Annotated in this window: 19 protein-coding genes and 1 tRNA gene; 12 read left to right on the forward strand and 8 right to left on the reverse strand. The window is 64.3% G+C overall.

Features of this window, described 5'->3' with window-relative positions; translation table 11 throughout:
* Window positions 1-199: 199 nt before the first annotated feature.
* Genes RhoFasB10_RS17350 through cmrA form a run of 3 tightly spaced genes read left to right on the forward strand, consistent with a single transcriptional unit; the run spans window position 200 to window position 3,588 of the window.
* Complete coding sequence (locus RhoFasB10_RS17350; protein ID WP_167677615.1) at window positions 200-727, forward strand: PadR family transcriptional regulator; 528 nt, start codon at window positions 200-202, stop codon at window positions 725-727.
* A complete protein-coding gene (locus RhoFasB10_RS17355; RefSeq protein WP_308115181.1) occupies window positions 727-2,760 on the forward strand; it encodes an NADPH-dependent 2,4-dienoyl-CoA reductase in 2,034 nt (677 codons plus the stop codon). The genes RhoFasB10_RS17350 and RhoFasB10_RS17355 overlap by 1 nt, the downstream gene beginning before the upstream one ends.
* 24 nt (window positions 2,761-2,784) lie before the next feature.
* Window positions 2,785-3,588 carry a mycolate reductase gene (gene cmrA, locus RhoFasB10_RS17360; RefSeq protein ID WP_167677619.1) on the forward strand — a complete coding sequence of 268 codons (804 nt, stop codon included), beginning with the start codon at window positions 2,785-2,787 and terminating at the stop codon, window positions 3,586-3,588.
* A 56-nt stretch (window positions 3,589-3,644) separates the two neighbouring features.
* Here the strand turns inward: cmrA and RhoFasB10_RS17365 are convergent, their stop codons facing one another.
* Complete coding sequence (locus RhoFasB10_RS17365) at window positions 3,645-5,399, reverse strand: helicase HerA-like domain-containing protein (protein ID WP_167677621.1); 1,755 nt, start codon at window positions 5,397-5,399, stop codon at window positions 3,645-3,647.
* Window positions 5,400-5,498: 99 nt separating this feature from the next.
* Here RhoFasB10_RS17365 and orn point away from each other — a divergent pair, with 99 nt between their 5' ends.
* The 3 genes from orn (at window position 5,499) to RhoFasB10_RS17380 (ending at window position 7,322) form a co-directional block, all read left to right on the forward strand.
* A complete protein-coding gene (orn, locus tag RhoFasB10_RS17370) occupies window positions 5,499-6,101 on the forward strand; it encodes an oligoribonuclease (RefSeq protein WP_084423536.1) in 603 nt (200 codons plus the stop codon).
* An 87-nt stretch (window positions 6,102-6,188) separates the two neighbouring features.
* A tRNA-His gene (locus RhoFasB10_RS17375) sits at window positions 6,189-6,264 on the forward strand.
* Window positions 6,265-6,569: 305 nt separating this feature from the next.
* Window positions 6,570-7,322, forward strand: a complete 753-nt coding sequence (locus RhoFasB10_RS17380; RefSeq protein WP_068421212.1) for a M23 family metallopeptidase — start codon at window positions 6,570-6,572, stop codon at window positions 7,320-7,322.
* Here the strand turns inward: RhoFasB10_RS17380 and RhoFasB10_RS17385 are convergent.
* The 3 genes from RhoFasB10_RS17385 to RhoFasB10_RS17395 form a co-directional block, all read right to left on the reverse strand.
* Window positions 7,319-8,512: an Ig-like domain-containing protein gene (locus RhoFasB10_RS17385; RefSeq protein ID WP_068421282.1), complete on the reverse strand. Its 1,194-nt coding sequence runs from the start codon at window positions 8,510-8,512 to the stop codon at window positions 7,319-7,321. The two genes, RhoFasB10_RS17380 and RhoFasB10_RS17385, sit on opposite strands and share 4 nt — an antisense overlap.
* A gap of 193 nt (window positions 8,513-8,705) precedes the next feature.
* Window positions 8,706-10,199, reverse strand: coding sequence for an NAD(P)/FAD-dependent oxidoreductase (locus tag RhoFasB10_RS17390; RefSeq protein ID WP_167677623.1), 1,494 nt, complete (start codon window positions 10,197-10,199; stop codon window positions 8,706-8,708).
* A gap of 28 nt (window positions 10,200-10,227) precedes the next feature.
* The gene (locus tag RhoFasB10_RS17395) at window positions 10,228-11,097 is read right to left on the reverse strand and encodes an SDR family oxidoreductase (RefSeq protein ID WP_068421206.1); all 870 of its coding nucleotides are present in this window, start codon (window positions 11,095-11,097) and stop codon (window positions 10,228-10,230) included.
* Between the two features lie 90 nt (window positions 11,098-11,187).
* On the opposite strand from RhoFasB10_RS17395, the gene RhoFasB10_RS17400 reads away from it, so the two are divergent.
* Window positions 11,188-11,835: a TetR/AcrR family transcriptional regulator gene (locus tag RhoFasB10_RS17400; protein WP_167677625.1), complete on the forward strand. Its 648-nt coding sequence runs from the start codon at window positions 11,188-11,190 to the stop codon at window positions 11,833-11,835.
* A gap of 40 nt (window positions 11,836-11,875) precedes the next feature.
* Complete coding sequence (locus tag RhoFasB10_RS17405; protein WP_157105204.1) at window positions 11,876-12,241, forward strand: hypothetical protein; 366 nt, start codon at window positions 11,876-11,878, stop codon at window positions 12,239-12,241.
* On the opposite strand, the gene RhoFasB10_RS17410 is transcribed toward RhoFasB10_RS17405, so the two are convergent.
* The 4 genes from RhoFasB10_RS17410 to RhoFasB10_RS17425 all read right to left on the reverse strand — a co-directional run bounded on the left by RhoFasB10_RS17410 (window position 12,230) and on the right by RhoFasB10_RS17425 (window position 17,792).
* On the reverse strand, window positions 12,230-15,064 hold the full coding sequence (locus RhoFasB10_RS17410) for a BTAD domain-containing putative transcriptional regulator (RefSeq protein ID WP_068421199.1): 2,835 nt from the start codon (window positions 15,062-15,064) through the stop codon (window positions 12,230-12,232). The genes RhoFasB10_RS17405 and RhoFasB10_RS17410 overlap by 12 nt on opposite strands.
* Before the next feature lie 98 nt (window positions 15,065-15,162).
* Entirely contained in the window at window positions 15,163-15,762 is a 600-nt protein-coding gene (locus tag RhoFasB10_RS17415) for a hypothetical protein (protein WP_068421197.1), read from the reverse strand.
* A gap of 66 nt (window positions 15,763-15,828) precedes the next feature.
* On the reverse strand, window positions 15,829-16,482 hold the full coding sequence (locus tag RhoFasB10_RS17420) for an MSMEG_1061 family FMN-dependent PPOX-type flavoprotein (RefSeq protein ID WP_167677627.1): 654 nt from the start codon (window positions 16,480-16,482) through the stop codon (window positions 15,829-15,831).
* Between the two features lie 197 nt (window positions 16,483-16,679).
* The gene (locus RhoFasB10_RS17425) at window positions 16,680-17,792 is read right to left on the reverse strand and encodes a beta-xylosidase (protein WP_167677628.1); all 1,113 of its coding nucleotides are present in this window, start codon (window positions 17,790-17,792) and stop codon (window positions 16,680-16,682) included.
* Between the two features lie 99 nt (window positions 17,793-17,891).
* Here RhoFasB10_RS17425 and RhoFasB10_RS17430 point away from each other — a divergent pair, with 99 nt between their 5' ends.
* From RhoFasB10_RS17430 to RhoFasB10_RS17445, 4 genes are all read left to right on the forward strand, one after another.
* Window positions 17,892-18,596, forward strand: a complete 705-nt coding sequence (locus RhoFasB10_RS17430; RefSeq protein ID WP_114331437.1) for a GAF domain-containing protein — start codon at window positions 17,892-17,894, stop codon at window positions 18,594-18,596.
* A gap of 166 nt (window positions 18,597-18,762) precedes the next feature.
* Complete coding sequence (locus RhoFasB10_RS17435; RefSeq protein ID WP_222634072.1) at window positions 18,763-20,244, forward strand: sugar transferase; 1,482 nt, start codon at window positions 18,763-18,765, stop codon at window positions 20,242-20,244.
* Window positions 20,245-20,277: 33 nt separating this feature from the next.
* Window positions 20,278-21,669 carry an O-antigen ligase family protein gene (locus tag RhoFasB10_RS17440; protein WP_167677630.1) on the forward strand — a complete coding sequence of 464 codons (1,392 nt, stop codon included), beginning with the start codon at window positions 20,278-20,280 and terminating at the stop codon, window positions 21,667-21,669.
* Window positions 21,579-22,628, forward strand: coding sequence for a glycosyltransferase family 1 protein (locus tag RhoFasB10_RS17445; protein ID WP_167677632.1), 1,050 nt, complete (start codon window positions 21,579-21,581; stop codon window positions 22,626-22,628). The genes RhoFasB10_RS17440 and RhoFasB10_RS17445 overlap by 91 nt, the downstream gene beginning before the upstream one ends.
* Window position 22,629 lies beyond the last annotated feature (1 nt).

The raw sequence follows: 22,629 nt of genomic DNA on the forward strand, positions 1-22,629 counted from the left end.
ATGTTCTAGGACACCTACACCTCGACCGCGACAAGCGATACCAAGGACAACTCCACGCCCCCGCCGCCTAGAATCGACTCTCACATCTATGTAGACATCGTGTCTCACATCTATGTAGACAGCACACATACCCCTCTATACATAACCGCGCACATGCAACTAGTTGCATACTCACCTCGTTGCATACATACTGATGCCCGTGGCTCTCGAACATGCGATTCTGGTGTCTCTTTCCGAGCAGTCCGGCTCGGGATACGAGCTTGCCCGCCGCTTCGACAAGTCGATCGGCTTCTTCTGGAGCGCCACCCACCAGCAGATCTACCGCGTGCTGACGCGCATGGACGCGGCTGGCTGGGTCGCAGGCACCGTTGTTTCCCGCGACGGCCGACCCGACAAGAAGGTCTACTCCGTCGCCGACGCGGGCCGGGCCGAGCTGGATCGCTGGATCGCCGAGCCCGCCGACCCGAGCCGCCTACGGGACGAACTGGCCGTGAAGATCAGGGGAGCCGCACTCGGCGACGTCGAGGCAGTGAGAACCGAGGTCCGACGCCACCGCCAGGTGCATTCCGAGCGTCTGGAGATGTATCGACTGATCGAAAAGCGGGACTTTCCGTCACCGGAAAGCGTGGAGGGAGCCGCATTGCATCAATACCTGGTGCTGCGGGGCGGAATTCGAGTCGAGGAGGGGTTCACGCAATGGTGCGACGAGATTCTGGAGAGACTGTGATCGGAGCGAGCAGGTATCCGATTCTGTTGTCCCCGTTGATTGTCGGCAGGACGACGTTGAAGAACCGTGTGATCATGGGGTCCATCCACACCGGCTTGGAGGACCGTGCGCGCGACATCGACCGCCTTGCCGAGTACTTCGCCGAGCGGGCCCGCGGGGGCGTCGCGCTCATCGTCACCGGCGGTTATGCGCCCAACCGAACGGGTTGGCTGCTCCCGTTCGGCGCGAAGTTGACGAACAGACTGGAAGCACGCCGACACCGCCGCGTCACCGAGGCCGTGCACCGTGAAGGCGGCAAGATCGCTCTGCAGATTCTGCACGCGGGTCGATACTCCTACCAGCCGTTCAGTGTATCGGCGTCGTCGATCAAGGCTCCTATCAATCCTTTTCGACCTCGAAGGTTGACGTCTCGAGGGGTGCGATGGCAGATCAGGAATTTCGTTCGATGCGCGCGGCTCGCCCAATCCGCGGGATACGACGGCGTCGAAATCATGGGCGGCGAGGGCTATTTCATCAACCAGTTCCTGTCCGAGCGCACCAACCGCCGACGCGACGAATGGGGTGGCAGCCCAGAGAAGCGCCGACGCATCGCCGTCGAGATCGCACGAGGAATCCGCAGCGCCGTCGGAGACGACTTTCTGGTGATGTTCCGATTGTCGATGGCCGACCTCGTCGAAGGCGGACAAAGTTGGAACGAGATCGTCTCTCTCGCACAGGATCTCGAACGTGTGGGCGTCGACGTCATCAACACCGACATCGGCTGGCACGAGTCGCGTGTCCCGACCATCGTGACCTCGGTACCTCGTGGCGCATTCGCCGACATCACCGGCAAACTCGACAAGCACGTCGACATCCCGGTGGCGGCGTCGAACCGCATCAACATGCCCGACATCGCCGAGAACATCCTCGCTCGCGGTGACGCTCAACTGATTTCGATGGCTCGCCCCATGCTCGCCGACCCGTTCTGGGTGCGCAAGGCCGAAGCGGACGACGCCGACGCCATCAACACCTGCATCGCGTGCAATCAGGCGTGCCTGGATCATGCATTCGTCCACAAGACCGTGTCCTGCCTGGTCAACCCCCGGGCCGGCCGTGAGGTCGAGTTGAAGCTGTCTCCTGCGAAGCGCACCAAGAAGGTGGCGGTCGTCGGCGGAGGCCCTGCAGGTCTGTCCGCTGCGCTCGAGTGCGCGCGCCGCGGGCATTCCGTCAGCCTGTTCGAGGCACGTCCCGGTCTCGGTGGTCAATTCGGTATCGCACAACGCATCCCGGGCAAGGAAGAGTTCTCCGAGACGATCCGCTACTTCACCACTGCTTTGCGCGACGCCGACGTCACCCTCCATCTCGGTCGGCGCGTCACGGCAGCGGAGCTCGTGGACGGCGAGTTCGACGAGGTTGTCGTCGCAACCGGTGTCGTCCCCCGCATCCCGTCGATTCCAGGCATCGATCACCCATCGGTGCTGTCGTACGCCGACGTCGTCGAGCATGGAAAAACGGTGGGTGATCGCGTCGCGGTCATCGGTGCGGGCGGCATCGGCGTCGACATCTCCGAATTCCTCACCACCGACGTCTCCCCCACGCTCGATCTGAAGGAATGGAAACAAGAATGGGGCGTCACCGAACCCGAGGCCGCGCCCGGCGCGTTGACGACGCCCGTGCCTGCGGCGTCGCCCCGTGAGGTCTTTCTCCTGCAGAGGAAGAAGGGCCGCATCGGGGCAGGTCTTGCGAAGACCACCGGCTGGGTCCACCGCGCTGCCCTGAAGGCCAAGGGCGTGCACGAGATCTCCGGCGTCAACTACGAGCGCATCGACGACGACGGACTGCACATCTCCTTCGGCGAGAAGCACGAGAAGCCGCGCGTACTCGACGTCGACACGATCGTCGTCTGCGCGGGCCAGGAATCGGTACGCGACATCGCCGACGACCTCGACGCAGCAGGCGTGACGACGCATGTCATCGGCGGCGCCGACCTGGCCGCGGAGCTGGACGCCAAACGCGCGATCGAGCAGGGCACACGCCTCGCCGCACGGTTGTGACCGCATCCATTACCCTGGCTGACCGTGAGCCTGCCGAGTCCTGCACCCGAAGCCCGCGCCGTCGTCACCGGCGCCTCCTCCGGAATCGGAGAGGCGTTGGCGACCGAACTGGCCGCCCGGGGCCATTCCCTGATCATCGCTGCCCGACGCGGTGACCTCCTCGAGAAACTGGCCGCCACGTTGCGCGCGGACCACGGCGTAACCGTCGACGTGCGCGTCGTGGACCTGTCGGACCGTGACGCGCGCAAGCCGTTCACCGACGAGCTTGCCGAGCGTGAGATCAGCATCCTGTGCAACAACGCGGGCATCGCGACGTTCGGGCCGGTCGCGAACCTGGACCCGTCGTACGAGCGAGCGCAGGTGGAACTCAACGCGGTCACCGTCCACGATCTGACCCTCGCGGTTCTGCCCGGGATGGTTGCCCGACGCAGCGGCGGAATCCTGATCGTCGGCTCGGCGGCCGGCAACATGGCAATCCCGAACAACGCGACATACGCGGCGACGAAGGCGTTCGCCAACACGTTCTCGGAATCACTGCGCGACGAGCTGAAAGGCAGCGGCGTGAACGTCACGCTGCTCGCACCGGGTCCGGTCCGCACCGAGACTCCCGACCCCGCCGACGCGTCGATCGTCGACAAGGTGGTCCCCGGCTTCCTGTGGATCGACAGCGCCTACACCGCGAAGCTGTCGCTGGATTCGTTGGCCAAGAACAAGATGCGCGTCGTACCCGGCTTGATCAGCAAGGGCATGTCCGTCGCCGGTCAGTACAGCCCGCGCGCCATCTCGGCGCCGATCATCGGCAGTTTCTACAAGAAGCTCGGCAGCTGACGCCCACTCGTGAGTGCGAATGTAGAGCGGGCTCTACATTCGCACTCACGGGTGCGTCAGCGCTTACGCCTACGCCCCGTCCCGAAGATGCTGCGCGAGATCTCCCGCCCCGCAGCCGAAGCCGCCGATCGCAGGAAGCTCTTGACCGCCGGGTTGCTCATGATCCGTTCGGCCGCGGACGGCCCCTCGGGCGCCGAAGGTGGCAGGTCGGGAAGGTCGGCGGGCAACGGCGGGATGTCGAATGTCTCGTCGGGTGCAGGCACGTCGACGACACGGGCTGCGAGTTTCTCGTAGGCCGACTCACGATCGATCGTGGTGCGGTACTTACCGTTCAAGGCGCTCGCCGACGCGGCCTCGGTGATCGCGTCGTTCCCGATGGTGTCCATCAGCGAGCGCGGCGGCCGAATCCTGGTCCACGCCACGGGCGTCGGCGCTCCCTTCTCGGACAGGACCGTCACGATCGCTTCGCCGGTGCCCAGTGACGTCAGCGCTTCCTCGAGGTCGTAGGTATCGGTCTTCGGGTAGGTGCGCACCGTCTTGGTGAGCGCCTTCTGATCGTCGGGTGTGAACGCGCGCAGAGCATGCTGGACTCGCGCACCGAGCTGCGAGAGAACCTCGTTGGGGACGTCGGTGGGCAGCTGCGTGCAGAAGATGACGCCGACGCCCTTCGACCGGATCAGCTTGACGGTCTGTTCCACCTGTTCGAGGAACGCCTTCGACGCGTCGGCGAACAGAAGGTGCGCCTCGTCGAAGATGAAGACCACCTTGGGCTTGTCGATGTCGCCCACTTCGGGGAGCGTCTGGAACAGGTCGGCCAGCACCCACATCAGGAATGTCGAGAACATGACCGGACGTGCTGCCTGCGAACCGAGTTCGAACAACGTGACGACGCCTCTGCCGTCGGCACCGACACGCAGAAGGTCCTCGGTGTCGAGCTCGGGTTCGCCGAAGAACGTGTCGCCACCGTCCGCCTCGAGATTGACGAGCGCGCGAAGGATGACGCCCGCCGTGGCCGCCGACACTCCCCCGATACCCTTCAGGTCTGCTTTGCCCTCGTCGGACGTCAGGTGGGTAATGACGGCTCGAAGGTCCTTCAGGTCCAGCAGCGCGAGGCCTTGCTTGTCCGCCCAGTGGAAGATCAGGCCGAGGGTGGACTCTTGAGTCTTGTTGAGCTGCAACACTTTGCTGAGCAGAATCGGGCCGAACGCGGTGATGGTCGCGCGGACGGGAATGCCGATTCCGTCGGTCCCCAGCGACAGGAATTCGGTCGGATACGCGGTCGGCTGCCATTCCGCTTCACCGCACTCGACGGCTCGAGCCCGGATCTTCTCGTTGTCCGCGCCCATCGCCGACAGGCCCGACAGGTCTCCCTTGATGTCGGCCATGACGACGGGCACGCCCGCCGCGGACAGCTGCTCGGCGGTGCCCTGTAGCGTCTTCGTCTTACCGGTTCCCGTCGCACCCGCGACGAGTCCGTGCCGGTTCAACGTCGCCAACGGGATGCGAATGCGCGCCGACGGGTCGACGACGCCGTCGACCATCACCGTTCCGAGTTCGAGTGCGGCGCCCGACGTCGCGTACCCGGCTGCGATCGTTGCGGCGACGTCGTTCTGCACAGCCGCATCGGTTGTGCCCCGAGACTGCTTCTCCTCGGCTTCTGCCGCTGCTGCAGCCGCTTCCGCCGCCTCCGCAGCAGCAGCCGCCTCCTGTGCGATCCGGGCGGCCTCGACCGCCGCGGCCTTCGCTGCCTTCGCCCGTTCCGCCGGCATCGACGTTTCGGTGCTGCTCGGCTGATTCGGATCGACCGACATGTCTCCACTCCCTCTGAAACGAACGCGCCCCGCTGATTACACACTGTCGATCATCACCGCACACCATAGGGACCGGCCGTGCGCACTAGTGTGTCTGTCGTGCAGGACAAACTTGTGTGGATCGATTGCGAAATGACCGGTTTGGATTTGTCGAAGGACAAACTCATCGAGATTGCGGCGCTCGTCACCGACAGTGAGCTCGAAATTCTCGGCGAGGGCGTCGACATCGTCATTCACGCCGACGACGAGGCGCTGGCGGGCATGCCCGACGTCGTGAAGAAGATGCATGCCAAATCCGGTCTCACCGAGGAGGTACGTGCCTCGACGGTCACCATCGAGGAGGCGCAGAAACAGGTCCTCGACTACATCCGCGAACACGTGCCCGTGGCGTCGACGGTTCCGCTCGCCGGCAACTCCATTGCGACGGACCGCGGATTCATCGCGCGTGACATGGCCGACCTGGACACCTACCTGCACTACCGCATGATCGACGTCAGCTCCATCAAGGAACTGTCGCGTCGCTGGTACCCGCGGATCTACTTCGGTCAGCCGACGAAGGGGCTCGCGCACCGCGCCCTCGCCGACATCAAGGAGTCGATCAAGGAGCTGAAGTACTACCGCCAGACGGTCTTCGTACCTCAGCCCGGCCCCTCCACCAGCGACATTGCAGCAATCGTCGAGGGTCTCGACACGCAGTCGTAGGGGCGATTAGGAACCTGGGAACCGAACCGCTAATATTGTCGTCGCTGCTGAAACAGAGCCTGAACGGGCGAAGAAGAAGTAGCTATGGTGGGTGTAGTTCAGCTGGTAGAGCACCAGGTTGTGATCCTGGGTGTCGCGGGTTCGAGTCCCGTCACTCACCCCATCGAGAGCAAGAAAGCCGGTCTCCGCACGGAGGCCGGCTTTTTTGTGTCGCAAGCAGGCACCGATCGCTACCCGCCACGCATTCGCACACACGGTCGAAAATCGTGAATTACCTTGTTGTAATTCATCTTTCGAGTTTCGCATGTGATTGATGTGACGTACGGTTACTGATGGCACTTTTGGGGAAGAAAAGTACCGATGTTGAAGCTGTGATCACGCGGCTCTGATTTGTCGTGCCCCCAAACGCGTCGCCAGCAGTTCGAAGCCCGCCGTACGCGTGCGGGCAGAGACGAGGAGGTACGTCACGTGGGTCGACGAATGCACACGGTGATCGCAGGTTCGGTGTTGTCGGCAACGCTGTGCCTCGGCGGGGCGGGTCTGATCAACCCTGCCGTGGCCACAGCGCAGCCGACCATCGATCTGCCCGAGATCCCGATCCCGCAGCCCGACGCACAACAGCGCGCGGCAATTCTCACTGCGGTCCTGGATGCGACGGGCGTGCTCATCAACGAGGTTGCCGCCGTCATTCTCGACTCGGACTTCGGACCGACACCCGACACGACGGACGAGTCGGAGGATTCGACGCCGGAGGTGGAAGCCGCTCCCCCGTCCGTCGGCCTGGGTGGATCGATTCTGCCGCTCCCGGCGCGTAGCTACGACATCAGCTCCGGATACGGCGGACGAAACAATCCGACCGGCAACGGCGCTCAGTTCCACCAGGGCGTCGACTTCGCAGCACCGTCAGGAACCGCGATCTATGCCGTGACGGGAGGAACCGTCGAACAGGCGGGTGACGCGGGTGACGGGTACGGGAACCTCGTGCGGATCAAGAGCGGCAACACGGTCACCTATTACGGACACCAATCGGACATCGATGTCTCCGTCGGAGACACCGTGCAACCAGGCGACCGCATCGGGTCGGTCGGAAGCACCGGCAATTCCACCGGCCCGCATCTGCACTTCGAGGTGAGGAACAACGGGTCAAGCATCGAACCCGTCGCCTACCTGAAAACCCTCGGCATCGATCCCGCGCGGTACCAGAAGGACGACGGCGACTAGACCGCAGTCGCGTTGCCTGCCTTCCACTGATCCCACGGGATGTTCCAGTCGCCGAGACCGTCGACCCCGGACAGGGTGCCACCCACGGTGTTCTTGACGACGACGATGTCCCCGCGCTTGGTGTTGTCGTAGACCCACTTGGCGTTGGTCGGGCTGAGATTCAGGCAGCCGTGGCTGGCGTTCGAGTAGCCCTGCTGCCCGACCGACCACGGCGCAGAGTGGAAGAAGATGCCGCTGTAGGACATCCGCACCGCCCAGTCGACGGGTGTGCGGTAGCCGGCAGCCGAGTTGACCGGCACACCGTACGTCGACGAATCCATGACCAGGTGATCGAACCGATCGCCGATGATGTAGACCCCGTTGTCGGTCGGCGTGCTGTCCTTGCCCATCGACGTCGGCATCGTGATGACGTCCTGGCCGTTGACATTGAACGTGACCTGCTTGGTGTTGTCGTCGGCCGTGGCGACGACGGCGTCACCGATGGTGAACGACGCGGTGGCGTTCTCCTGCCCGTAGATTCCGTCACCGAGGTCGCGGCCGTAGACGTTGACCGCAACGTCGACGCGGGTGCCCGACGCCCAGTAGTTCTGCGGCCTCCAGCGAACCTCGCGGTCGTTGACCCAGTAGAACGCGCCCTCGACGGGTGGCGTCGTGGTCACTTGGATGGCGTTCTGCGCGGCGATCTTGTCGGTGATGGTCTCGTCGAACTGCACCGCGACGGGCTGGCCGATTCCGACGACCTCCCCGTCGGACGGCAGCAGGTACGGCTTGGTGAAGTTCCCCGGCTGACTCGTAGTGAAGCTGGTGACGGTGCTCGACGCTCCGCCGAGGCCGTACGCGTCGGCCTGGACACGATATTCGCGGTTGTAGCCGAGCGGTTCGGTGTTGGTCCACGACAGCCCGTCCGGCGCGATCGCCCCTGACACGACCTTGCCGTCGGGGTTGAGCATCGTCACGGATCCGAGCTTGCCGTCGGTCACCGACACGGTCACCGGGTCGGCGGGCGAGAATCCGACGGCACCGTCGGCAACGGTAGAGCTCACTTTCGGCTTCATGAGCTCGGCAATGGGGTTCGAATCGATCGGAGCTACCGCCTCGGTCGTCTCCGTCGTCGTTCCACAAGCGGACAGGACAGCTACCGCAGCGAGTGCCGCGACAGCGCCGAGTACCGTTCCGCGCCAGACCTTCATGAACCGCCCCACTTCCACACCAACCGATTACGCACGTACCGAATCGGACATTCCGGGAGGATAATGCCAGCTCGCAGCCTGCGTCTCCAACCGAAATGCCGTGAGTTCGAGTAACGTTCCAATACCAATCGGCATGTTCGGGGTTCGTGTTACGTCATCAACACCCGCAATCGGCGTGATGACGCGTCACACGTCAGCGGAAGCTCATGTTGTCGTCGACGAGCGAACCGAATCGCAGAACCGGCAGGTCGCGGAAGTAGTTCATCCGCAGGCGCCAGGGAGCCTCGGATCCCTGCTTCGGAAACGTGTCGACGGATCGAAGCACGTACCCGGCGGCGAAGTCGAGGAAAGGCTCCTCCCCGACCGACTGATCGCGCTTCAGCCGCACCTCTCGGTACCCGGACTCGTCCATGTGTCCGAGCAGCCTGGACACGTAATCGCAGACGAGGTCTGCCTTGAGCGTCCAGGACGCGTTGGTGTAGCCCACGACGAACGCGAAGTTGGGCACGTCGGTGAGCATCATGCCCTTGTAGGCCATCGTCTCGGTCAGATCGACGGTCTTGCCGTCGACCTCGAGGTCGACGTGACCGAAGGCGACGAGGTTCAGGCCCGTTGCCGTCACGACGATGTCGGCGTCGAGGTGCTTCCCCGACCGGAGCCGGATGCCGTCCTCGGTGAACCTGTCGATGTGATCGGTGACGAGTTCGACTTCCCCCTTGCGAATGCACCGGAAGAGATCGTTGTCCGGCACGAGGCACAGCCGCTGATCCCACGGGTTGTACTTCGGCGTGAAGTGAGTGTCCAGGTCGTACCCCTCCGGCAGCCACTTCTCCTGCAACTTCCGGATCTGCTTCTTCATGAAGTTCGGGTACCGCTGGCACAGCACGTACATACCGATGGCGGTGACGGCGTTCTTCAGACGCGTGATGCCGTACGCAGCTTTCGACGGCAGGTACTTGCGCAGCGCGAGTGCGACCGGGTCCTTCGACGGCAGCGACATGATGTAACTCGGCGAGCGCTGCAGGAGAGTCACGTGTTCGGCTTCGCGAGCGAGGTTGGGCGCCAACGTGATCGCCGTGGCCCCGCTTCCGATGACCACGACCTTCTTGCCCGAGTAGTCGAGGTCCTCGGGCCACAACTGCGGATGCACGACGGTTCCGCGGAAGTCGTCGACACCCTCGAACTCCGGCGTGAATCCCTTGTCGTAGTCGTAGTATCCACTACAGCACATCAAGAACGACGCTTCGAACGTGACGGTCGCGCCGGTGTCCGATCTTTCCGCGACGACCGTCCATGTCGAGGTGGCGGTGGACCACGAGGCTTTCACGACGCGGTGATGGAACCTGATGTGCTTGTCGATGCCGCCGTCGCGCGCGGTGTCCTCGATGTATTCGCGGATGTCCTTGCCGTCGGCGATCGACTTGTCGCCGGTCCACGGACGGAAGTTGTATCCGAGCGTGTACATGTCCGAGTCGGACCGAATTCCCGGGTACCGGAACAGGTCCCAGGTCCCGCCGATCGCGCCGCGGCTCTCGAGGATCGCGTAGCTCTTGCCGGGGAGCTTGCTCTGGAGATGATGCGCCGCACCGATACCCGACAGACCTGCGCCGACGATCAGGACGTCGACGGTCTCGGCCGCATCGGACGATTCGGACTCACGGGATTCCGAAGGGGAAATGGTTGTCATGGAAGCACTTTCGTGTCGGCGGGGCAGGCTAGTGAGCTACGTTGCGCTTGCTCGTCGAGCGACCGAGCGCTTCGACTTCGGCGTCCATCTTCGGGAGCAGGCGTGGCACGTGCTTCAGGATGGCGCGATCACCGACTGCCGACTGCAGCACTCCACGAAGGAAGCCGGCAGCACCTACCCACCGAGGCACGTAGACCTTGCGCTTGCGGCCCTCCAGGCCGTCGACGAACGCGTCGACGCACTGGTCGACGGTCATCGTGCGCCCGAACGGACCGGGCATGACACCCAACATCTCCCGGAACGCACCGAGGTCCGCTTTCGCGTCCTGAACGAGCGGGGTGTCGATCCACGCCATGTGTGCGGATCCGACGCCGACGCCTTGATAGGTGACTTCGAGCCGAAGCGCGTTGGCGAACTGCTCGACACCCGCCTTGCTGGCGTTGTACGCGGCGAGACCGGGGCACGCAGCGTACGCGGCGAGCGAGGACACGATCAGGATGTAGCCCTTGCGTTCGATCAGCGACGGCACAGTCGCACGAGCAGTGTTGAACACGCCGAGGAGGTTGACGTCGAGCACTCGCTGGAACGTCGCCGGATCGACCTTCAGCACCGATCCGTAGCTCGCGATTCCGGCGTTCGCCAGAACGAGGTCGAGGCCACCGAACTTCTCGATGCCCGCCGTCGCGGCCGCCTGCATCGCCGCGAGATCTCGCACGTCGGCGACGATGCCCAGCGCGACGTCGCTTCCGAGCTCTGCTTCCAGATCGCGGAGCGGTTCTGCATCGACATCGGTGAGCACCAGCTTGCTTCCGCGCGCAGCGAGGGCGCGTGCGGTCTCGGCGCCGATTCCGCGCGCGGCGCCGGTGATGAACACGACCTTGTTCGCGAGTACGGACACGAGAAGTCCACCTCCATGTTCCGGTCCCCCGTTTTGGGAACTGCTACGTGTCACTTTCCATCTGATACTGATCGGTGTCAAGATCGGGGGGTGAGCACTTCCGAAACTCGAGCACTCCCTGGGCGCCCCTACCGCGGTTCGTCGTCCGACCAACGTCGAGAAGACCGCCGAGAGAAGCTGCTCGACGCTGCCGTGGAGCTCTTCGGAACCAGCGGATACCGATCCGCGTCGATCGACCGCATCTGCGCAGCCGCAGGCCTGACGAAGCGCTACTTCTACGAGTCGTTCGACAGCAGCGAGGATCTGCTGAAGGCCGTCTACCGTCGCGCGACAGCCACGATGCTCGGCAGCATCGCAGTGCCGTCGGACGGCCGCAGCACGTCCGCCGAACAGGTGCTGCAGGCCGCCCTGGCGAACTTCTTCCGCAGCGTCGCGGACGACCCGAGATCGGCGCGTATCGTACTGCTCGAAGTCTTGGGCGTGTCTTCCGAGGTCGACGCGCTCTACAGACAGACGACGGCGCTGTTCGTCGACGCAGTCCTCGCGCTCGCCGCGTCCGTGGGTACAGCGCACGGGCTCGCGGGGCCGAACCGTCGAACTCTCGCAGTCGGACTCGTCGGGGCCGTGCTGATGATGACGCAGCAGTGGGTCCTCGCTCCCGACACCGAGTCTCTCGACGACGTCATCGCGGGTGCTCACACCATCCTCGGTGCAGTGGCGTTCGGACGGCTCGACTAGCTCCAAGTCGTTTCCAAGTGGGCGGGTGCAGTCTTCCCTCATGAGCGCACCGACCCTCCCCCAGTTCGCCGCCCCGCAGACCGCAACCCGGCTACGATCCGCGCGAGTGCAGTTCTGCGACCGCGACGACGCCGAGATGTTCCTCGAATGGCTGCACGCGCGCGCCGCATCGTACGCACGCGCCGACGAGACTGCGGAGGTCACGTTCCCTGTGTTCGTCTGCACTGCGGCCGACGCCTACAGCGTGTCCTCGGCTCTGACGTGCGCCGTGTTCGGCGATTCCGATGTCGTCGATCTTGTCGACACGGTCGCCGTTCGGGTCGAGCAGGCCACGCTCCCCGCGGTTTTCGGACCGTACGCGACCGAGCGAGGATGGGAGGTCATGTACGCACTGTCACTGCGATGACGGCACCGCGGCGAACACGAGTTCGCGAACCTCGCCGCGGGTCAGCTGACGCCCGACCTCGATGTTTCGCCGGAGCGTGTCGTCGTCGACGGCCGACCGGATCTCCTGGTCGTAACGTCCGATGTCGATCGGATCCATCGCCGACGGAACGTAGCCGATCATCTCGACCTGACGATCCACGACGCCCAACAACCGTGTCGCCGAATCGATGTCACCCCGCCGGAACAGTGCGTACGCAAGCGTTGCAAGCCCCACCATCCACGACGACGTGTCCGATACGGAGTCGCACGCGTCGATCATCCGTTGGAGTTTGAGTTCGGCAGGTCCTCCCCAACGGCCCTGCGCAAGATCGACTTTGGCATGGATCCACAAGGCGGATGCTTCGCACCACTGATACCCGCAGTCGGCGGCCACGGCCGTCGAGTACTCGAGCAGCTCCTCGGCGCGGATCATGTCCCCACTGCGGAGAAAAGCCGTCCCAGCGGACATCAACGCTTCGGCTTTCGTGTACGGCGCGTCGAGAGCGTCGGCCACGACGAGCGCCTCGTCGGCATGCACGACTGCTTGTTCGGTCAACCCGGCACCTGCCTCGAAGAATGCCAGCGACACGAGCACGTCCGACCGCGCCACCTTGTCGGAATGAGTTTCCGGCTCCAATTCCCCCAGCCTGCCGAAGGATTCGAGCAAACCCGAGATGTCGCCCGCGAGGTACCGCGTGATGGTCAGTCCCGCCACCGCCCGGACCAGGACACCGATGCCGATGTCCTTCGCCTTCATCGCCGACTCCAGGTAGCGAAGCCCTTCCGCGACGTGACCGCGGCGGTACCAGAACCAGTACAGGCTTCCGACGATGCGTAGATAGGTCTCCGACGTGTTGTCCAGATGTTCGAGAGCCGAACGCACGTTGGGCATGTCGTGATCGAGGCGCGTCATCCATCGTGGGCACTCGGGTCCCCGCAGACCGAAATAGGCTTCTTCCGCCATCGCGACGACCCACTCGGAGTGCCGTTGGCGCAATTCGGCCGACCGGGCCGGATGACGATGCAGCGCAGCGAAACTCCGCAACGTCTCCAACATGCGGTACCGCCGGGGATCACCGCCCGAGGACTTGATCAGCGACTTGTCGATGAGTGCGCCGAGGTCGGCGATGATGCCGCGATGGCCGGTTACCGTACGCGCCGCGTCGAGATCGAAACCACCGTCGAAGATCGCCAGATCTTCGAACAACACCTTTTCCGACGGCGCCAGACTCGCGTACGACCACTCGACCGCAGCGAGCATGGTCGAGTGCCGGAGATTGGTTCTCGGTCCACCGCGCAGTACCTCGAACCGGTCGTCGAGATTGTCGACGAGTTGACGCACCGACAGCGTACGACACTGTGCCGCAGCAAGTTCGATGGCGAGCGGCATTCCGTCCAATGCCCCGCACAGCTTGTCGAGTAGCTTCATGTCCTCGGTACTCGGATCCCAGCCGCCGGATTGCTGCGACGCACGATCGACGAACAGTCGAACGGCCGCGCCGCCGGCCCCGGAGGACAGCGACGGCGTGTCGTACACGTACTCGCCGTGCACGCCGAGCGCCTCGCGGCTCGTCGCGAGTACCGAGACTTCCGAACACGACGCGAGCACTGCTGCGACGAACTCGGCGACGGGCCCGAGGACCTGTTCGCAGTTGTCGAGCACGAGGAGGGTACGACGATCGCGCAAGATCGCCTCGAGCGACGACATACCGCCGGACACGCTCACCCCGAGCGCGGTGGCGATGGCGTCGACGAGCAATCCGCCCTCCCGGACGTCGGCGAGTTCCACGAACCAGGGGCCGTCGGAATCCCGACGCCGACGCGCCACCTCGAGTGCCAGCCGCGTCTTCCCCATCCCGCCGGGTCCGGTCAACGTGACGAGCCTGTTCGTGGCTCCTGCAGACTCGACGGCGAGCAGATCGTCGTGCCGGCCCACCAACGGTGTGGAAGGGATCGGAACGAGGCTGTGCCGAGCCGGCGGACGTGCGTCCGGTATCTCGGCGACGGTGACGTCGAGTGCCGAATCCTGCCGCAGGATGGCGTCGTGCAGCGCGATCGAACTCGGTCTCGGATCCGCGCCGAGTTGATCGGCCAGACTCTCGCGGGTTGCGCGCAGGGCCGCCAATGCGTCACCCTGCCTACCCGCTCGGTACAGCGCGAGCGCCAACAACTCCGAGGCACGTTCGCGAAGCGGATGGTTCCGGATGTGCGCCTCGAGCGCCGCGGCGGCCGACGCGTTCTCCCCCAGGGCTATCGCCGCATCCATGCGATCTTCGAACACCCCGAGTCGACGCTCCTCGAGGTGCCGGATCTCCGCCTGGGCGAACGGCCGGTCGGCGCAATCCGCGTGCGCGGGACCACTCCAGAGGTCGAGTGCCTCGCCGAGAATGCGGTGGGCGTCGGCGAACCGCTGTTCGTTCAGTGCTTCTTTCCCGGCGTGCGCGCCCGCCAGAAACCGCGTCGAGTCGAGACCGTCGTCGGGAAGGACGAGGGCGTACCCGGGCCCGCGCCGGACCAGCACCGTCGGCTTGGCGGTGCCACGGTTCGGTTCGAACGCCTTGCGCAGCGTGGAGATGTAGCCCTGCAACGTCAGCGATGCCGTCCTCGGTGGCGAGTCGCCCCAGAGGTCGTCGATCAGGGTGTCGTCGGCGACCATGTGGCCACCTGCGATCGCCAACCGGGCAACGATCGCGCGAGGCACGGGCCCACCGAGTGCAATCGGCTCGCCGTTCAGGAATGCCTCGATCGGCCCCAGAACGCGCAGCTCGACGCGAGCGTTCGTGGTGGCCTGATCTGTCGACACCGATGGATCATAAAGTGCCACCGGTCTTTCGTCTCACCGTTGGCACGACCCGGGCCCGGACCCCGCCGCGCGGGGACCGGGCCCAGGACGTCCGCCACCTACTCGGACGTGACCGATCGCCGCGTGGCGAGCAGTACCCCAAGGATCGTGTAACCGAGGACCAGTTGGACGGAGCTGACGACCAGTCCGGCGTCACGCACGATCATCACGAGCGGAATCGTGGCGACGAACCAGGATTGAGCCCACAGCGTCCACCACCGGACGACTCCGGTCCATCGTCCCGCGATCGCAACTCGTATGCCGATACCGACCATGCCCACCATCGACAGGGGCCAGCACAGGTCGAACGCCATCCACACCGCTGTGTCGTGAAGCAGCCAGAACGCGTCCAACGTCGACGAGACCAGTGCGCCTGCCATGAACACGAACTGTCCGACGTAGAAGCCGCGGGCGACGCGGCCGTCGCCCATCGCGTGCGTGCGTACCTGCAAGAGCAACAGCCGGACGACGCCGATCTGAAAGGCGATCGCAGTGGCGCCTCCGACGAGCGATTGCCACCCGAATCCCTGGTGGTCGCCGATCGCGGGCATTCCGACGGCCCAGGCCGTCGTGCCGATTGCCAACAGAATTCCGGTGTTGCGCACGGACTGCGGTGTCACGACACTTCTCGTGCGGTGTGAGTTCTCGAGAACGGCCATCGTCTCAGCTCCTCGTATGAGTGGAAGGTTCTTCTGGCTCACACGATCGGCGGTTCTACTGGGAAGTCACTGGGGATCCGCTTGGACCGCCTGCTTCTCGTAGAGCTTCTGCTCGTAGGACGCGCCGTAATACTGCTCGAGCTCGGCCAAAGACTCGGGCGAGTCCGGCATGACCGCCCTCGTGATCTCGGAGACGGTCGGCAGGATCGAGGGATTCCACGTCTCGGGCTCCCACAACTTCGATCGCATGAACGCCTTGGCGCAATGGAAGAAGACTTGTTCGACGTCGACGACGAGGCACAGGATCGGCCTGTGGCCCTTGACCACCATCTCGTCGAAGAAGGGCGCATTCTTGATCAATCGTGCTCGGCCGTTGATGCGCAATGTGTCACCGCGACCCGGGATGAAGAAGTTGATCCCGACGAACGGATTGGCCAGCACGTTCCGGTAGCCGTCCATACGTTTGTTGCCCGGGCGTTCGGCGATCGCGATGGTCGTGGAGTCGATGACGTGGGCAAGCAGGCCCGCAGGGTCACCCTTCGGCGAGACGTCGCAACGGCCGTCGGCGTCGGCGGTGCCGATGAGGCAGAACGGAGACTCCGCCAACCAGCGGACATCGATCGGGTGCAACGACGACCGGTCCTTGTTGGCAGCTCGGTAGCTCGGGGTACCGAACATGTCGGTCAGCTCGTCCGCGTCTAGAATCTCGTCCCAGGTCACGCCGCGAGCGTAACGAACCCCGCACGTGCGCGTGCACTCGCGTGGATCCACCGACATCGCTCCGACATCGTGTCCCCCGAACGGAGCGAGGGCGGCCCCCAGTCACTCAGAGTGACCGGAAAGCCACACTCGGTCCGAAACCCACCTTCGGGACGACGCTTCGAATCGCCGGCGGGCAACGAAGCCCCCGACCGGTTCTAAGCGGGGTGCCCCGCAGTGAAACTCGCGACCCGGTCGTAGGCCAGCTTGGGAGTGAAATCCCGCCGCAGCAACCCGAAGTTCTGCTCCGGGTCCGAGGCGTTGGTACCGGCATCGCGCGAGGCGTACACGAATGCAGGACCCATCCAGGAGTTACCGAGCACCGCGTCCATGACGATCCCGATCGTGTCCGACTGCACCTGCTCGGTGACGGCATTCGACGCGGTACCGGTCGGCGCACCGAACTCGGTCAGCCAGATCTGCTTGGCGCTGTCCCCGCCCGCGACCATGATGTCGCGCATCGGCCACATCGCCTGTGCCGTACTCCAACTCGCAGTGCTCGGGTCGTTGGGCAGATACGGATACGTGTACGGGTGGATGTTGAACGCGTCGAAGTACCGATTTCCGCCGACGTCGTACATCGCCTGCAGGAATGCTTTCGGGTTGATGTTGACACCGTTGCTCTCCGCGGGTGCGAGTCCGCCCGACAGCACAGTGGCTTCCGGTTGCGCCGCTTTGATCGCCGTGTAGGAGGCGCGAAGCAGGATCGAGTACTGGGTGGGATCGGGCGCCGGCTTGAAGAAGCCGACGATGTTCGGCTCGTTCCATACCTCCCACAGATTCATGTAATCGCGGTAGCGCTGAACGACAGTCGACGCGAAGGCCGCGAACGCGTCCGGATTGGCCGGACGAGAATGCGAGTCGTTCGAAGCACCCGCCACGCGCGCCCACTGCGGCGTATAGGCGATGATCCCCAGGGGACACAGGCCGTGCCCGACAATCGCCGAAAGAATCCGGTCGGTATTCGTCCAATTGAACCGGCCTCGAACCGATTCTATTGCGGACCAGTCGATGTCGACGCGTACTCCGAATACACCCGCATTGCTCATCAGAGTGAGCTCACGGTCGACGTCGGCGTCGGAGGCACCTCCGATCGAGGCACCCGGGGAGACACCGATACGAGGTGCGCTCGACATACCGGAACACTTCCCGCCGGACATCGGTGCGGCCTGAGCCGCCGGAGGCGACACGAACGCTGAAAGAAGTAACAGGACAAGGGTGGCGAGCGTGAACAGCTTCGGCGTCACGCTCAGCTGTACACGCTGAATCACCGCAGAAGGTTAACGCACTATCACAGAAAAGAAGAATCTCCTCAATTTACAGAACGAATGAAAGCGAGGTTTTCACCGGTCTGCACTACCATCGGGAAAATGACTATCGGAGTTCCAGGGTTCGATGATCGACTCGAGGAGATTCTCGGACAGCAGGCCGAAAAGGCAGGCGAATCGGTGGACGCGTACGTGCGACGTGCGGTCGTCACGCGTTTGGTACAAGAACTCACCGACGAAGACCAGTCCGAACTCGGACAACTCCTGCGGCATCTGAAAGAGGTGCAGATCGAGGCCCCGGCGCCGACCGGGGCACCGGCCAGCGATCGTCCACTCGACGATCCGGAGCGACTCGCCGCCGTCGAACGCACCGGCCTCCTGGACTCTCCACGGGAAGACAGCTACGACCGACTCGTCGCGATGGTCGTCGACGCACTGCAGGTGCCCTCTGCGGCAGTGTCGCTCATCGACAATCGCCGCCAGTTCTACAAGAGCGCAGTGGGCCTGCCCATAGAACTCGACCAAGCACGCGAACTCCCGGTGGACCAATCGATCTGCCAGTACACGATCGATGGCGGTGACATTCTGACCGTCGAGGATGCACGTCTGCACGACGTGTTGAAGGATCATCCTGCCGTCCTGAACAAGCTGGCCGTGTCGTACATGGGCATCCCCCTGAAAGACGACCAGGGCCACGCGGTGGGGACTCTGTGCGTGTGGGACGACCAGCCACGGGAATGGACGGTCGGCCACCAACAGATTCTTCAGGACCTCGCGTGGATCGTTCGTGAGCGAATCTTCGGCTGAACGTTCGCAATCGAAACTACCGCCCTGTAAAACCGCATGGAAACCGGAAGTCTGCCGCTTTTTCGTGACGAGATCGATAGAGCAATGGCGTTTCCGAATTGCCCGGCTCGGATATTGTTCGAAGGTGCTCTCTACTCGAAATCGGTCCCAAACGGGAGTTTGACTCGTGTCCAATACACTCGAAAGACGGCCGGTTAGACCCGGACTCACGCACTCCGACAATCCGGCGCCACAGAAAGGCCTGGCCGATCGCCTTCGGGTGGATCCGCTGCACACCGTCGTCACCGTCGCCGTCGATGTACTGACCGCGACCCTTGCCGTCGTCGCCGGTCTGCTCTGGAGGAGCGGAAGCCTTACCGAGCTCGGCTGGCTGCCATGGCTTTTCATCCCGATCGTCGTGGCGATCCTCGGCGCGCAATCCCTGTATCGCAGAAGCCTGCGTCGGAACTTCCTCGACGAGATCGGTCCGGTCGAGACGTCCGTCGCGTTCGCGGTGCTCGCCGTGCTCACGATCATGCTGATTGCAGGCACCGACTATCGACCCAGCACGCTGATGCTGCGCGTCTGGCTGTGCGCTGCGGTTCTGCTCGCCGTCGGCCGACTCGCCCGCGTCGTGATCCAGCGGCGCCTCAGAAGCAAATACCACTCCGCCGCACCGACACTGGTGGTCGGTTCGGGGCCGATCGGCCATCAGCTCGTGGCCCGCATGCGGCAGTTCCCCGAGTACGGTCTGCGGCCGGTCGGTCTCGTCGACGTCGACCCGGTGACGCCTCTCGACCCCTCGGCGGCCGACTACATCGAGGTCCCCTACCTCGGTACACCGAGCGAGTTCGAGGCCATCGCGCGCCGCACGGGTGCCGAAGAGGTCATCATCTCGTTCTCGACGGTCCGCGACGAGGAACTCGTCGCGGTCGCCCGTAGCGCACACAAGCTGGGTATGCGGGTGTGGGTGGTACCCCGCCTGTTCGACACCGTCGGCAACAAGACCAGAGTCGAGCACATCGGTGGTCTTCCGTTGATGGTCATGCCGCACGTCGACCCGAAGGGCTGGCAGTTCCTCGTCAAGGGAGCGATGGACCGCACCCTGACCGGGCTCGGCCTGCTGCTCATATCTCCTCTCTTTCTTCTGCTGATGCTGCTCGTCCGGTTGAGTTCACCCGGCCCGATCTTCTTCGCCCAGGAACGCATCGGTCGTGACGGAGTTCCGTTCGACTGCTTGAAGTTCCGTTCGATGCGTCCACCGCGGCCGGAGGATGCCGAGTTCGTTCGCACCGAGGGCTCGGCGCCCGGCGGTGTCGAAGGCGTCGATCGCCGCACCAAGATCGGCAAGATCATGCGTCAGACGTCTCTCGACGAGCTCCCCCAGCTGCTCAACGTTCTCAAGGGCGACATGAGCCTGGTGGGACCGCGGCCCGAGCGGCCCGTGTACGTGGACCTGTTCGAGATGCAGATCCGACGCTACGGCGAGCGTCACCGCGTCAAGGCCGGCGTGACCGGATGGGCACAGGTCCACGGTCTGCGTGGCCAGACGTCCATCGCCGATCGCGCCGAGTGGGACAACTACTACATCGAGAACTGGTCGGTCTGGCTCGACATCAAGATCTTGTTCCTCACCGTGCTCGCGGTGTTGAAGCGGGCAGAGGACTGATTCCATGAGTCGCGAAGACTCATCGGGCGTCTCGTGATCACCGTCGTCGCTGCGGCGTTCGGTGCCGTGATCGTCGTGATCGTCGGCTGGTTCGTCGCTCGATCGATCTGGTACCGGCCGCAGCGTGGCGTTCTTCTTCTTGCACTGGGGGTCCCGTTCAACGGGCTACTGGTGCTGCTTCCGGTCCCCGGGTTCGTTTCGGGGTGGAAAGAAGGCCTCGTCCTGTTCACGTTGATCTGCGCGTGGCTTCGTCGCGACAAGCGACCGAGAGACAGCGGCCCGAGACAAGGCGGCGCCCCTCTTCTCATGCCGTGGTGGCCCGCGGTGGCCCTGTACATCGCAATGGGCGTCGTCTCCGCCCTCGCGGTGTTCGGGCTCGTGGGCATCTTCGCGATCAAGGTGACGTTCTTCTACATCCTGTTGATCGGCATCATGTGGCTCGCGCCGTTCGACGCCAAGGATCGCGACGACATCGTCAGCATCCTGATGGGGGTAGGCGCCTTCACGTCGGCCGTCGGCATTGCCCAGTTGATCGCGGGGCCGGCAGCGCTCGTCTCCCTCGGCTACGAGTACGGGACGCAGGTGCGCACGTCGGGTGGCCTGCTGCGCACCTTCAGCACGTTCAACCTGCCGTTCCCCTTCGGGTTGTACGTGATGCTCGCCTTGTTGGTCGGCGGTGCCGTCGCCCTGGCCGATCCACGTCGGCGCCGAAACCTGTTGTTCCTGTGCGCGTCTCCGGTCATGGTCGTGGCGATGGCCAGTTCGATCGTGCGCGGCGCGATCCTCGGACTGATCGTCGGACTGATCTACCTGATCGCTATCCGGTTCCGATTCCTCGCTGCTCCCCTCGCCGTGGCGGCGGCGGCCGTGGCGGTGATCGTTCCGTTCGTACCGAAGATCACCGAGGTCTTCTTCTCGTCGAGAAGTCTCGGGCAGCGCAGTGATGGTTGGAACAACATCATCGCCAGCATCCAAGTTCATCCACTCGGAACCGCACTCGGTTCCAGCGGATCGGCAGCCGACCGAATATCCACTGCATCGGGCGCCTCGTTCCAGACCGAGGACGGGCTCTCCACCAACTATCAACCCGACAACTACTACGTGAAGGCCCTTCTCGAACTCGGACCGATCGGACTGTGGGTCGTGGTGGCACTCCTCGTCACTGCACTGCTGTGGTGCACCCGCTTGTCACGGTCCATGCCGGGCCGCGACGGCGCCCTCGCACTCGGCGTCGGTGCATCCATCGTCGCCGCGATGTTCGCTTCGCTGGTGTCCACGTATTTCGAGATCTTCCCGATCGACGTCTATTTCTGGTTACTGTTAGGAGTGGTGGGATGCGCAGCCGCGCAACACGATACGTCTACGGTGCGCTCGCGCTTCGGCCCGGCGGAAGCGGAGTTCAGACCTACATCCGCGAGTTACTGAACGAGCTCCCCGAGCAGCTTCCGGGAGCCGACCTGAACGCCGTCGTGCAGGAAGATGCCGTCGGCGAATTGCCTGCGGCCGTCACGCCGTCGACGCGCAGGGTTGCCGACGGCGCAGTCCGTGCCGTGCTCGGCGCACTCCCCGTCGGATCCGCCGATGTCGTCCACGGCTTGGATGTGGATCTGCCGCTCGTGACCCGAGCGTTCAAAGTTGCCACCGTGCACGACCTCTCGGTGATCGACATGCCGTCTGCATCGAGCCGGTTCCGAGCTCTGGGAGAGCAACGCCTCGTCCGGCACACACTCCGACGCGCAGATCTCCTTCTCGCCGTCTCTCAGTTCACCGCCGACCGAATCAAGTCGGTGAGCGGACGCGACGCAGTGGTGACGGAGCTGGCACCCGCCGCATGGGCGCGGCCCCCGAAAGAAGAGGAGGTCGAGGCGGTCCGCGCGAAATACTCGCTGCCGGACAAGTTCGTCATGCAGGTCGGTACCGTCGAACCTCGCAAGAACGTCCAACTCGTCGCGGACGCGGCCGAGAAAGTCGGCATCCCTTGTCTTCTCGCGGGAGCCGGATCGACGGGGCCCGACAAGCCGACGTCGGCCGTCGGCCTCGGTTACGTCGACCTGGAAGACCTTCCTGCGCTCTACGCGGCCGCAACGGTGACCGCGTACGCGTCGCGGTACGAGGGCTACGGCCTCCCGCCCGTCGAAGCAATGGCGTGTGGTGGTGCCGTCGTCGCCAGCGCGGTCGGTGCACTCCCCGACGTCGTCGGCGACGGCGCAACCCTGCTGAAGTCCGAACGCGTCTCCGACTGGGCGGACGCCATTCGCCCACTGGTCTTCGACGACGCCGCACGAGAAGCGTCGACCACGGCGGCTGTGGCGGCGGCCTCTCGAATGAGCTGGCGACAAACGGCCGAGAAGACCGCGCAGGCGTACCGAGGCGCCGGAGTGTGAA

It is taken from the genome of Rhodococcus sp. B10 (assembly GCF_011770055.1).
GTDB lineage: Bacteria > Actinomycetota > Actinomycetes > Mycobacteriales > Mycobacteriaceae > Rhodococcoides > Rhodococcoides kyotonensis_B.

What these genes read in the sequence shown, in the direction of transcription:
- RhoFasB10_RS17415 (WP_068421197.1), bottom strand. Translation starts at nt 15,762, where the DNA reads ATGGCCGTTCTCGAGAACTCACACCGCACGAGAAGTGTCGTGACACCG.
- RhoFasB10_RS17430 (WP_114331437.1), top strand. Translation starts at nt 17,892, where the DNA reads ATGACTATCGGAGTTCCAGGGTTCGATGATCGACTCGAGGAGATTCTC.
- RhoFasB10_RS17390 (WP_167677623.1), bottom strand. Translation starts at nt 10,199, where the DNA reads ATGACAACCATTTCCCCTTCGGAATCCCGTGAGTCCGAATCGTCCGAT.
- RhoFasB10_RS17445 (WP_167677632.1), top strand. Translation starts at nt 21,579, where the DNA reads ATGCGCAGCCGCGCAACACGATACGTCTACGGTGCGCTCGCGCTTCGG.
- RhoFasB10_RS17365 (WP_167677621.1), bottom strand. Translation starts at nt 5,399, where the DNA reads ATGTCGGTCGATCCGAATCAGCCGAGCAGCACCGAAACGTCGATGCCG.
- RhoFasB10_RS17405 (WP_157105204.1), top strand. Translation starts at nt 11,876, where the DNA reads ATGAGCGCACCGACCCTCCCCCAGTTCGCCGCCCCGCAGACCGCAACC.
- RhoFasB10_RS17385 (WP_068421282.1), bottom strand. Translation starts at nt 8,512, where the DNA reads ATGAAGGTCTGGCGCGGAACGGTACTCGGCGCTGTCGCGGCACTCGCT.